Source organism: Arthrobacter sp. KUASC02 (genome assembly GCF_059739395.1).
Map to the genome: position 1 here is coordinate 3,778,371 of NZ_AP046053.1, position 11,938 is coordinate 3,790,308.

The 11,938-nt window shown below is 66.5% G+C and carries 11 protein-coding genes; 1 reads left to right on the forward strand and 10 read right to left on the reverse strand.

Going from position 1 to position 11,938, the window contains the following annotated elements; all coding sequences use genetic code 11:
- Window positions 1-7: 7 nt before the first annotated feature.
- The 3 genes from AC6JAC_RS17350 to AC6JAC_RS17360 are packed head-to-tail and all read right to left on the reverse strand — an operon-like array spanning window position 8 to window position 1,507.
- Entirely contained in the window at window positions 8-397 is a 390-nt protein-coding gene (locus AC6JAC_RS17350; protein WP_028272105.1) for a hypothetical protein, read from the reverse strand.
- A gap of 28 nt (window positions 398-425) precedes the next feature.
- Entirely contained in the window at window positions 426-911 is a 486-nt protein-coding gene (locus tag AC6JAC_RS17355; protein WP_028272104.1) for a nucleoside deaminase, read from the reverse strand.
- A complete protein-coding gene (locus AC6JAC_RS17360) occupies window positions 908-1,507 on the reverse strand; it encodes an SOUL family heme-binding protein (RefSeq protein WP_454697753.1) in 600 nt (199 codons plus the stop codon). The genes AC6JAC_RS17355 and AC6JAC_RS17360 overlap by 4 nt, the downstream gene beginning before the upstream one ends.
- A 174-nt stretch (window positions 1,508-1,681) precedes the next feature.
- Here AC6JAC_RS17360 and AC6JAC_RS17365 point away from each other — a divergent pair, with 174 nt between their 5' ends.
- The gene (locus tag AC6JAC_RS17365; RefSeq protein WP_497965744.1) at window positions 1,682-5,455 is read left to right on the forward strand and encodes a TM0106 family RecB-like putative nuclease; all 3,774 of its coding nucleotides are present in this window, start codon (window positions 1,682-1,684) and stop codon (window positions 5,453-5,455) included.
- A gap of 18 nt (window positions 5,456-5,473) precedes the next feature.
- Here AC6JAC_RS17365 and AC6JAC_RS17370 read toward each other — a convergent pair whose 3' ends face one another.
- From AC6JAC_RS17370 to dhaL, 7 genes are read right to left on the reverse strand one after another with little or no spacing between them, the layout of a single operon-like run.
- Window positions 5,474-6,220 (reverse strand): triose-phosphate isomerase family protein, encoded by a 747-nt coding sequence (locus tag AC6JAC_RS17370; RefSeq protein WP_454697751.1) that lies wholly within the window; start codon window positions 6,218-6,220, stop codon window positions 5,474-5,476.
- A 28-nt stretch (window positions 6,221-6,248) separates the two neighbouring features.
- The gene (locus AC6JAC_RS17375) at window positions 6,249-7,598 is read right to left on the reverse strand and encodes an MFS transporter (RefSeq protein ID WP_028272100.1); all 1,350 of its coding nucleotides are present in this window, start codon (window positions 7,596-7,598) and stop codon (window positions 6,249-6,251) included.
- A gap of 52 nt (window positions 7,599-7,650) precedes the next feature.
- Complete coding sequence (locus AC6JAC_RS17380; RefSeq protein ID WP_497965746.1) at window positions 7,651-7,815, reverse strand: hypothetical protein; 165 nt, start codon at window positions 7,813-7,815, stop codon at window positions 7,651-7,653.
- Between the two features lie 12 nt (window positions 7,816-7,827).
- Window positions 7,828-8,595: an SDR family NAD(P)-dependent oxidoreductase gene (locus AC6JAC_RS17385; protein ID WP_497965748.1), complete on the reverse strand. Its 768-nt coding sequence runs from the start codon at window positions 8,593-8,595 to the stop codon at window positions 7,828-7,830.
- A gap of 34 nt (window positions 8,596-8,629) precedes the next feature.
- Window positions 8,630-9,622, reverse strand: a complete 993-nt coding sequence (locus tag AC6JAC_RS17390) for a 3-hydroxyacyl-CoA dehydrogenase family protein (protein WP_497965750.1) — start codon at window positions 9,620-9,622, stop codon at window positions 8,630-8,632.
- A 2-nt stretch (window positions 9,623-9,624) separates the two neighbouring features.
- A complete protein-coding gene (locus AC6JAC_RS17395) occupies window positions 9,625-10,146 on the reverse strand; it encodes a ribose-5-phosphate isomerase (RefSeq protein WP_347898410.1) in 522 nt (173 codons plus the stop codon).
- Entirely contained in the window at window positions 10,143-11,921 is a 1,779-nt protein-coding gene (gene dhaL, locus AC6JAC_RS17400) for a dihydroxyacetone kinase subunit DhaL (RefSeq protein ID WP_497965752.1), read from the reverse strand. The genes AC6JAC_RS17395 and dhaL overlap by 4 nt, the downstream gene beginning before the upstream one ends.
- Window positions 11,922-11,938 lie beyond the last annotated feature (17 nt).

The following is an 11,938-nucleotide window of genomic DNA, read 5'->3' on the forward strand; positions in this document are numbered from 1 at the left end:
TGCTTGGTTACCGGGCGGGCCGCCCGGTCAGGAGCGCGGCCTGTTTGCGTGCCCGCGCGGCGATGATGTTCCGGCGGTGCAGCGCCACCGCCAGCAAGAGCAACGGAACGTGGATCGCCGGGAGGTTCCTCGCGAACCATTTGGGCAGGTAAATGTCAGTCACCGACCCCGTCTCGTCTCCCAGGTTTTTGGCCACGGCGGTCAGCGGGCAGTGGAAGCCGTTGGCGGCAAAGATCATCGTTTCACCGGCCACGACGCACGCGGCCACCCCGGAACGCTTGTCCGTCTGCCCGCGGACGCCGGCATAGAGGAGGTAGACCATGCAGGCTTCAATCAGGAACCAGGCCAGCGTGTGGAATGCCTTCACTGCCCTCAGCGCTGCGTGATTTCGGTCCATTTCTCCGCCACCTTGAGAGTTACAGGCCCTAGGCCGGTTCCGGCAGCGCGTCCTCGGCGATGTCCTCCGCCCACAGCTCCGGGTGATCCTGCTGGAAGCTGCGCATCATGTCGAAGCTGCGCTGGTCGTCCAGCACCAGCACTTCCACGCCGCGCGAACGGAGCAGCTCGAATTCGCCCGGGAAGGTGCGCGCCTCGCCCACCACAACCCGCGGGATCTTGAACTGGATGATCGTTCCGGTGCACATGGCGCACGGGGCAAGCGTGGTGTAGAGGGTTGTGTCCCGGTAGCTCCGCTGGCGCCCTGCTGCGCGGAGTGCGGACATCTCGCCGTGTGCAATCGGATCGCCGTGCTGCACGCGCTCGTTATGACCGCTGGCGATCACTTCGTTGCCCCTCGCCAGGGCGGCGCCGATGGGGATGCCGCCTTCACTAAGGCTCTTCTGCGCTGCCCGGACTGCAGCTTCGAACGCGTCTTCGTTGTAGGCGGCGTACTCACTGGGCTGACCGTTCATGAGGCCCCTTCCCTCTGGCCGGCAAGTCCCGCCGACTCCTCGATATCCTGGACCACTTCATTCTTCCTGAGGAACCAGGGTTTGAAAGGCGGGTCGAAGCGTGCGAACCGCGGCGTTCCGACTGGCCTGAGGCCGGCCTGGGCCAGGGCTTCCTGCAGGACACTGTTCCGCTTCTCGAACGCAGCTTCGGTCCCCCGGCCGGAGAATCCCAGAACGGCAGCCACCGAGCCGGGTACGGCCCGGATTTCCACTTGTGGATTGTTCGGAACGGGAGCTGTTGCCGCGGTGATGCTGGCGGGAAGAACGAACGCAACAACGAATTCGCTGTCGCCGGGGGCACCGCTCTGGACCACGGGCGCCGTCATTGCCAGTTTCCGGGACGGCGCGGGACTTTGCAGGACCGGGGCGGTCATGGACACGGACTCGCGTGCGGTGTTGTTACCGCTGATGTACCCGAATAGAAGCCGAAAGGCGGCGTTGCCCGCACTGTCGAACGTCGCGTTCACCTTTACTTCGGCGACGGCGTGCGCCGGGTAACGGCGCACTTCAAAATCCGGAAACCGTTGGACGACGTCAAAAGGCTGCTGTTCAGTCATGTTCCTCAGACTTTACGCCGACCGCACCTGCCCGGGCCAGAGGCTGGCGCGCAGCGGCAGAGCCGGCAGGGAGAGCCCAAGCCAAATTGTCAGGGCCCTTTGGTAGCTTGGCAATAAGGCATCAGCGGCAACTCACAACAACCGGCACCGCAACATCTACAGCAACGAGGCGCAGTGTTTCTTCTTGAACCGGAAGTACCGGATCTGGCACGGGATCTGGTCTTCTCCGCGAGCGATCTGGTGACCGCGGCCACGTGCGAGTACCAGTTGCTGCGAAAACTCGATGAAAAACTGGGCAGGTGCCCCAAAGCCGAATTCGAGCCCGACGAGATGCTGGCCCGCACGGCGAAGCTTGGTGACGTTCACGAGCACAAGGTCCTGGACAGGTTCCTTGATGAGTTCGGCCCGTGGGATCCCGCCACCGGCCGCGGTGTGTACGACGTCGCAGCCGCCACCGCAATGGACCGCGCCACCCTGCAGGCCAAGCATGCCGAATCCATCGATGCGCTGCGGGCCGGGGCGGACGTCGTCTTCCAGGCCGCCTTCTTCGACGGCCGCTTCCACGGCCGCTCCGACTTCCTGGTCAAACAGGATGACGGCAGCTACGCCGTGTACGACACCAAACTGGCCCGCCATGCCAAGGTGACCGCGTTGCTCCAGCTTGCAGCGTACGGCGACCAGCTGCTGCACGCCGGAATCACGCCGGACCCCGCGGTCACCCTCATCCTTGGTGCCACCGTGGAAACTGCGGGAGGCGGCTTCGACTACGTCCGTAGCAGCCACAAGCTCGCCGACATCCTCCCGGTGTTCCGCGAGCGCCGGGACAGGTTTCTTGCGCTGACCACCGGCCACCGCAACCAGCCCGACGCCGTCAGCTGGGGTGCATCCGGCGTCGTTGCCTGCGGCAGGTGCGATTACTGCCAGGAACAGGTCAAAGCGACGGACGACCTCCTCCAGGTCGCTCGGATGAACTCGGCGCAGCGGAAAAAGCTCCACGCGGAAGGTATCTTCACGGTCAAGCAGCTGGCCGATGCCGCGCTGCCCGGCGCCAGCCCCTCCCTGCTGCGGATGCAGGACCAGGCCAGGATGCAAAGCAACACCGGCACGGCAGACGGTTCCGTAACTTACGTCAAGGACGGCCAACAGCACAGCATCAGCTACCGGGTGATCCCGGAGAACACGCTGGCGGAACTGCCCCCGCCGAGCCCCGGCGACATCTTTTTCGACTTCGAAGGGGATCCGCTGTGGCAGGACAGCGCCACCGGCGTCTGGGGGCTCGAGTACCTGTTCGGAGTTATCGAAGCGCCGCTGGAACCGGATCGCAGTACCGTGTTCAAGCCCTTCTGGGCCCACAACCGCGCCGCCGAGAAGCAGGCCTTCCTCGATTTCCTGGATTATGTGGAAGACAGGCGGCGCCACTACCCGGACATGCACGTCTACCACTACGCCGCCTACGAGAAGACGGCGCTCCGCAAACTGTCGGTGATGCACGTCGCCGGTGAGGACGTGGTGGACAACTGGCTGCGGGACGGACTCCTCGTGGACCTGTACCAGACCGTGCGGAACAGCATCCGCATCTCCGAGAACTCGTACAGCATCAAGAAACTCGAGCCGCTCTACATGGGCAGCAACCTCCGCTCCGGGGAGGTGAAGGACGCCGGCGCGTCCGTGGTGGCATACGCCGATTATTGCGAAGCGCGCGACGCCGGATTGTCCGAGGACGCCGCGGCCATCCTCGCCGGGATCTCCGACTACAACCAATACGATTGCCTCTCCACGCTGGAGCTCCGCGACTGGCTGCTGGGGCGTGCCGCCGAGCGGGGAATCCGCCCGGCCCCGGGAAACGCCGGGCCTGCCGGAAACGATGGGGCACCCGGAAGCACGCGGCGCTCCGGAAATTTAGGGCGGGCGGCATCTGAGTCCGACGACGGTGCCGCGGTTCGGCGTTCTGAACTGGCCATCCGGGCGTTCCTCGCCCGGGCGGCGGAGTCACACACCGCAGGGGGTGACTTACGCGCCGCAGAGGGTGGGGTCAGCGGCCCCGATTCCGATATTCAGGCTGTCGCCATGGTGGATGCGGCCGTGAGCTACCACCGCCGCGAGCGCAAGGCATTTTGGTGGGCACACTTTGACCGCTGCGAAAACGGCCCCGACACCCACCAGCAGGACCGTAACGTCTTCCTCGTGGAGGAAGCCCGGATCCTCGATGACTGGCACAAGGTGGGCACCAGGCTCCCGGAACGCAGGGTGCAGCTGACCGGAAACATGACCGCCGGCTCGGACCTCCGCGAGGGCAGCAAGTGGTTCCGGATGTACGACCGTCCGTTGCCGGCAGGGCTTGAGGGCACGGGCAGCGACGGGTCGGGGCGCAACGGATGGTTCGGGACGGAGGTCCTGGAGATCGGTCACGAAGACGGGCGGGACACCGTGGTGATCCGGGACAGGCTGCACCGGAAAATCGAACCGCACAACAGCCTGCCCATCGCCCTGACCGAAGACCAGCCCGTCGCCACCAAGAGCCTGGAGGAAGCGCTGGCCCTGCTGGCGGACCAGGTCGCTGCGGGCCTTCCGGACAGCTCGGCAGACGCCGCGGGTCTAGCAGGCGCACCGCCAAAGGCCGGGGCAAAACCAAAGGCCGCACCGTCAAAGGCCGGGGCGCCGGGCAGACCAATCTTCCGGAAGCACCCGGCGTTGGACCTGGTGCGCCGGGTTCCGCCGCGGCTGGTGACAGGCGGCCCTCTCCCCGCACCCGCTGGCGGACCGGACCGCTTCATTGACGCCATCACTTCCGCGGTGGAGGCGCTCGACCATTCGTACCTCGCGGTCCAGGGGCCGCCTGGCACCGGCAAAACGCACGTCGGCTCGCACGTCATCGCGCGGCTTGTGGCCCGCGGCTGGAAAGTGGGCGTGGTTGCCCAGTCACACGCAGTGGTGGAGAACCTGCTCTGCACTGCCGTGGCAAAAGCCGGAGTGGACCCGCGCCGTGTCGCCAAGGACGTGAAACACGACGGTGCCCTGCCGTGGCACCACCGGGACGCCGCAGACGTTGAACGGCTGCTCAGTTCGCCGGGCGGCGCGCTGGTGGGCGGCACCGCCTGGACCATGACCGGCTCCACGGTTCCCGCCGGCTCACTCGATCTTCTGGTGATCGATGAGGCCGGGCAGTTCTCCCTTGCGAATACCCTCGCTGTTGCCCAGGCGAGCCCGCGGCTGCTGCTGCTCGGCGACCCGCAGCAGCTCCCCCAGGTCAGCCAGGGCACCCACCCGGAGCCGGTCAACGAATCCGCGCTCGGCTGGATCTCCGCGGGCCGTGCCACGCTTCCGCCGGAGCTGGGGTATTTCCTGGCCGACTCGTGGCGGATGGCGTCCCCCCTGTGCGAAGCCGTTTCGGAGCTCTCCTACGAGGGCAGGCTGCGCTCAGCACACGCGGCGGACCTGCGGAGCCTGGAGGGCGTTCCTGCCGGAATCGAAACCGTGATGGTCCCGCACGGCGGCAACATCACATCCTCCCCGGAGGAAGCAGCTGAAGTGGTTCATCAGGTGGAGAGGCACCTTGGCCTGGTGTGGCACGATGAATCCGGCGGCCGCCCGTTGGGGCAGGAAGACATCCTGGTGGTGGCGGCTTACAACGCCCAAGTGAACCTGATCAGGGACGCCCTCGACGCGGCCGGCCACACCGCGGTCCGAGTGGGCACCGTGGACAAATTCCAGGGCCAGGAAGCTGCCGTAGTGATAGTGTCCATGGCCTGCTCTGCGGTGGCCGAGGCTCCGCGCGGGATGGAATTCCTGCTCTCCCGGAACCGGATCAACGTGGCGGTATCCCGCGGCAAATGGCGCGCCGTGGTGGTGCGGGCACCGGAACTGACCAACTACTTGCCCACCCATCCGGAAGGGCTCGAACAGCTGGGCGGTTTCATTGGATTGTGCCAGCGGTCGGCTACCAGCTAGGCGGCGGTCCGCCACAAACTAGGACGCAGGGAGCAAGGCCTCATCCAGTACCCTGCCGAAGTTCGCGGCGTCGTGTGCGAACCGGCCCAGGAACAGTCCGGAAACGCCGCCCAGCCTGGGAAGCAGGCCGGGTTTAGCCGAACCGCCGTAAATGACCGGAAGTCCCTCAAGCCCGGGCCGGGCGAGCAGGCCACGGAGGTGATTCACGACGTCGGACACGTAGCCCGCGTCCGCGGGCTCGGCGGCACCGATGGCCCAGACCGGTTCGTAGGCAATGACGATGCGCGACGCCAGCGCCCAGTCGCCCCCGACGGCAGCCTCGATCTGACGGAACACATGATCGGCCGCATCACCGGCAGCAGCGGCGGAGTCTTCGCCAACGCACAGCAGCGGCGTCAGCCCGGCGTCGTCCGCTGCCCGGACCTTGAGCGCCGCCACGGCGTCGTTTTCGCCGAAGTGCGCACGGCGCTCGGCATGGCCGATCTCCACCAGCCGGACGCCCAGCTCGGCGAGCATCGACGGGGCCACTTCACCGGTCCACGGGCCGTCCGCCCAGCTGCAGTTCTGCGCGCCGAGGAGCAACGGCGAGCCCTCCACCATGGCGGCGGCCGCAGGGAGCACCGGGAAGGACGGGATCACAAACGGGACAACCCGCCCGGCCGCGAGGGCCGGACGGGAGTCCACTTCGTACCGCAGGCGCTCGAGCCATTCCAGGCTGTCCCGGTAACCCAGGTACATCTTGGTGCTGACCCCGACATACGTCACGCAGCTGTTTTTACTTTCCAAGCTGTTGCTACTTCTCAAGCAGTTCGTCTGCCTTGTTCTGGAACCGCTTGGTCGCGAACATCATCGCGGCCGCCAGGAACGGCAGCACACCCAGGGCGTAAACACCCATCGTTCCGGTGTCGGACGCCGTCACCTGGTTCACCGTGGTGCGCAGGATCGGGGCCACGAAGCCGCCCAGGTTGCCCAGGGAGTTGATCAGGCCGATACCCGCAGCCGCCGCCGTGCCGGTGAGGAACGCCGTCGGGTAGGACCAGGCGATGGGCCCGATCGACAGGAAGCTGCACACCGCCAGCGTGATGAAGATGATGCCCAGTGCCGGGATATGGTTGGCGCCAGCCCAGGCCGAGCCGAAGATGCAGAGGCCGGTGGAGATGAACAGCCCCGTGCCCCACACCCGGCGGCGGACGATGGTGTTGGCGGCTTTGCCGATGAAGTAGCAGGCGAAGATGCCGAAGAACCACGGGATGGCCGCCAGCAGGCCGACGGCGAATCCCACCTTCTGGCCGGTCAGCTGGGCCACCTGCTGCGGCAGGTAGAACGTCACGCCGTAGACCGCCACCTGGAGGCAGAAGTAGATGACGGTGAAGTACCAGACCTTGCGGTTCTTCATGGCCGCGAGCACGCCGCGGGGACCGGTTTCTTCCTTGACGGTATCCTCCAGGGCCATGACATCCAGCAGCGCCTTCTTCTCCCCGGGGTTCAGGAACTTTGCGTCCTGGGGGCTGTTGATCAGGAAGAAGTACGCGGCGATGCCGGCCACGACTGCAAGCATGCCTTCGACGAAGAACATGACCTGCCAGCCGGCCACGCCGGGGACCTGGTCGCCGATGTTGATCAGCCAGCCGGACAGCGGGGCGCCCATCATCTGGGAGAACGGCTGGGCGAGGTAGAAGATGGCGAACATCTTCACACGCACCTTGTTCGGGAACCAGGCCGCCAGGAACATGATGACGCCCGGGAACAGGCCTGCCTCAGTCACGCCGAGCAGGAAGCGCAGGATGATGAAGGACGTCTCGCCCTGGACGAAGGCGAAGCACGCGGACACGATGCCCCAGGTGATGGCGATGCGGGCCAGCCACACTTTGGCGCCGAACTTGGTCAGGAGCAGGTTGCTGGGGATTTCGAACAGGGCGTAGCCGATGAAGAAAATGCCGGCGCCAAGGGCGTAGGCCCCGGCCGTGACTCCGCGGTCCACACCGAGCGCCGCTTCGGCGAAACCCACGTTGGTGCGGTCCAGGAAGGCCACGATGTACAGGATGACGAGCATGGGCATGAGCCGGAACGAAGCTTTGGAAATCGCCGATTTGAGGACCGGCGAATCCAGGAGCTCCTTCGTGGACGTTGCTGTTAGGGACATCAAAACTCCTCTTTGAGTAAATCAGTTGCGAACGAAGGGGGTACTTCGGGTCCTAGCGGGAGAACGCGATGATCATGATCCCGGCGAGGCAGGCGAGGATGCCCACGGCGAGGTAGATCTGGCGTCCGCGGCTCCAGGACCTGAGCCCCGTTGCGGGCCGTGGCGTTGCCGGCCGTGCTTTTGCGGTCAGTCCTGCGGGGTTGCTGTGCTGTGCCATGGCTGGCCTTCCCTAGTGCATGTAGAGTCCGCCATCCACATTCAGCGTCTGGCCGGAGATGTAGCCGGCGTCCTCGCTGATGAGGAAGGCGATGGCTGCTGCGATGTCGCGGGTGGACCCGACCCGGTTGACGACGAGGTCCTTGGTGAGTTCGTCCTTGCGTTCCTGGCTGAGCGTGCCGCCCATGATGTCGGTGTCGATCGGGCCCGGGGAGATCGCGTTGACTGTGATGTCGTACTCCCCCAGTTCCCGGGCAGTGGAGCGGGTCAGCCCGATCACGCCGGCCTTCGCCACCGAGTAGGGCGTCTTGGAGAAGGTGCCGCCGCCGCGCTGGGCCGACACGGAGGAGATGTTCACGATGCGCCCGATCCGGTTCTTCACCATGGACTCGGCTACGTGGCGGGTGGCGTAGTGGACGCCGTTGAGGTTGATGTTCAGGACGCGGTCCCATTCGGCCGCGTCCAGTTCCAGATACGGAACGGGTGAACTGACCCCGGCCACATTGGCGAGGGCCACTATTTGCGGCAGTTCGGCTTCGATCTCGTCGATCGCGCTGCGGACCGATGCCTCATCGCCGACGTTGGCGCCGACGCCGTGGGCCTGCACGCCGTACTGGGCTGCGAGTTCCTTGGCGATGGCTTTGCAGAGTGCGTCGTCAAGGTCGATGATGCCGATGTTCCAGCCCTGCGCGGCCAGGTAGTTGACAGTGGCCCGGCCGATACCGCGCTCGGAGACGGCTCCTGTGACGATTGCCGTGCGTTCTGCGGGGAAGATGCTCATGTGGGTGGCTCCTGGGTGAAGTAAAGGGGCGGAGTTAGTTGATGGGCGCGGGGCCGAGGTCTTCGAGCAGCTGCTGCATGGCCACGTAGGCCTTATTGCGGTAGGCGATCAGCTCAGGCGTGCGCTCTGCCGGAACGTTGAGGAAGCCCGCGCCGGTCTTGGTGCCCAGCTTTCCCGCTTCCACCAGGTCCGTGAGGATCTTCGGGGTGGCGAACCGCTCCGGGAAGTCGGTCTGGAGCGACTTGTAGCAGAAGTTGTAAACGTCCAGCCCGGCCATGTCGGCAATCGCGAAAGGACCGAAGAACGGCAGCCGGAAGCCGAAGGTGGTGCGGACCAGAGTGTCCACGTCGTCCGCGGTGGCAATGCCCTGCTCCACCAGCTGCGCGGCTTCGTGGAAGAGCGCGTACTGCAGGCGGTTGAGAACGAAGCCGGTGACGTCCTTGACGACGGCGGCCTGCTTGCCAGCTGCGTGCACCAGGTCGCGGACCGCGCCGACGGTGGTTGCCGACGTACCGGCGTGAGGGATGATCTCGACGCCGGGGATGAACGGTGAGGGGTTTGAGAAGTGCACGCCGAGGAACCGCTCCGGGTTGGTGACCGGCTCGGACAGTTCGGCGATGGAAATGGTGGAGGTGTTGGAGCCGATGATGGCGTCCGGCCTGGCCGCTGCGCTGATGCGGGCCAGCGTCTGGTGCTTGATGGCGATGACTTCGGGGACGGCTTCCTCAATGAAGTCCGCATCGGCCACGGCTTCCTCGATGTCCTTGGCGGCCCAGAGGTTCTGCTTCAGGATTTCGGTGGAACCGGCAGGGAACAGGCCGTCGGCCACGAACTGGTCAGATTCCGTCAGGAGACGGTCGTAGTTGCTCTGCGCTACTTCGGCGGACACATCGGCGAGTGCCACGCGGGCTCCGCCGAGCGCCAGGACCTGCGCGATCCCGCCGCCCATGTAGCCGGAGCCGACGACGGCGATCTTCCGGGCGCTGTTTACGGCTGCCGCGTTGGGGGTGCTTACTGTATTGGTCATGATCAGACTGCCTTCGTGTAGTCGGGCTCGTAGGAGCAGATGGCGTCCACCTTGGCGGCGGAGGATGAGGTCTCGTCGAAACGGTAGTCGAGCCATTCGCCCACCAGCTTCTTGGCCAGTTCCAGGCCGATGACGCGCTGGCCCATGGTGAGGACCTGGGCGTTGTTGCTCAGGACCGAGCGCTCCACGGAGTAGCCGTCGTGGGCCGTGACGGCACGGATCCCGGGGACTTTGTTGGCCGCGATGGCCACGCCCAGCCCCGTGCCGCAGATCAGCAGCGCACGGTCCGCTTCGCCGTCGGCCACTTTGCGGGCGGCGTCGACGGCGACGTGCGGGTACGCGGTGGAGTCGTTGGCGCCCACGCCGATGTCCAGCACGGACGCGACGCGGCTGTCGGCTTCGAGCAGGGCCTTCAGCGCTTCCTTGTATTCGACGCCGGCTTCATCGTTTCCGACGACGATCCGCCAGCCTGCGGTGCTCCCGGAAGTCGTGTTGCTGGGGCTGGTGCCCGGGGTGGTGCTCATGCTGGTGCTCCATTTCCGGCCGCGGACGCGGCAAGTTGTGAATCCGTCAGGGCGGAATTATTCAGTTCAGAATCGAGGTAGTTCGAGATCCGGGTGGCGATCAGCCCGAAGGAGACGGCGCCGGGATCGGGATGGCCCAGGCTCTTTTCGGCGAGGGGACGCGCGCGGCCCTTGAGCGGCCGGAGCGCCGCGGTGGCGTCGGCTGCGTTCACTGCAGCAGCCGCTGCCGAGGCGAGCGCCCCGCGTGCCGGGGCTCCGCCGTCGAACGCTGTGCGGAATGTGTCCCGGAAGGGAAGCAGCGCGTCCACCATGGTCTTGTCCCCCGGTTCCGCCTTGCCGAGTTCGGTGATGGCGTCCACGAAGGCGGTGACGGCGGCCGCCGCATCCTCTCCGCGGTACGAATCCTTGTTGCCGAGGGCGAGCCCGGCAGCGATGACCGCGGATCCCCACAGCGCACCGGAGGTGCCGCCGGCGCGTTCGCTCCACGCTTCGCCGGCGGCGGTGAGGACGCGTTCCACCGAAGCCCCGGCTGCCGAGGTTTCCTGTGCTGCCGCGGCTGCCGCGTCCACGCCGCGGCGCATGCCGATGCCATGGTCGCCGTCGCCGGCAATGGCGTCCAGGTTGCCCAGTTCCTCTTCATGCTCGACGACGACGCCCTGCACCTGGGCGAGCACGGCGGCTGCCAGCAGGCCCAGCTCAGCTGCTGCGGGCGTCGTGTTTTCCACTTCGCCGGCCACGGCGTCTTCCGGGCCGGCCAGCTCGCGGAGTGCGCGCGGGGCCAGGTTGCCCTTGCGGAAAGCGGGGGTGTCGGCCGGAGCCGCCCAGAACTGCTCCAGTTCATCGTCCAGCCAGAGCAAGGTCAGGGAGAGCCCGGACATGTCCAGGCTGGTGACCAGCTCGCCGCATTCCGGTTCCACCACGGTCAGGCCCGCAGCGGTGAGGAGCTTGTCGATCTTGCCGAACAGCAGGAACAGCTCATCGTATTTGACCGTGCCCAGGCCGTTGACGATGGCCACCACGCGGTTCCCGGCGTCGTCGGGCTTGTCCGCCAGGAGCCGGGAGACAAGCAGCTCGGCGAGTTCGGAGGCGGTGGGCATGGGGTGTTCGGAGATGCCCGGTTCGCCGTGGATGCCCAGGCCCAGCGACATCTGGCCGGCGGGCACGTGGAACAGCGGAGTGTCCGCTCCCGGGAGGGTGCAGCCGTCGAATGCCACGCCCAGGGAACGGGTGCGGTAATTGGTGCGGATGGCCAGGCGTTCGACGGCGTCGAGGTCCAGTCCCGCTTCGGCCGCAGCGCCGGCGATCTTGAAGACCGTCAGGTCGCCGGCGATGCCGCGGCGTTTCTCGATCTGGTCCAGCGGGGCGCTGGCAATGTCGTCCGTGACGAGGACGGTGCGGGTTTCGATGCCTTCGGCGTTGAGGCGCAGCTGGGCCTGGCCGAAGTGGAGCACGTCGCCGGCGTAGTTGCCATAGCTCAGCAGCACGCCGCCGCCGGCGTTGGACGCCTTGGCCACCCGGTAGACCTGGCCGGCCGCCGGGGACGCGAACATGTTGCCGCAGGCGGAGCCGGTGGCGAGGCCCGGCCCCACCAGGCCGGCGAAGGCCGGGTAGTGGCCGGAGCCGCCGCCCACCACCAGGGCCACCTGCCCGGCGGGCACCCCGGTGGAGCGGACCACGCCGCCGTCAACGCGGGCAACGTAGCCGCGGTTGGCTGCGACAAAGCCTTCCAGTGCCTCATCCGCGAAATCAGCGGGGTTGTCGAAGATCTGGGTCATGGTTTCCTCATCGAATC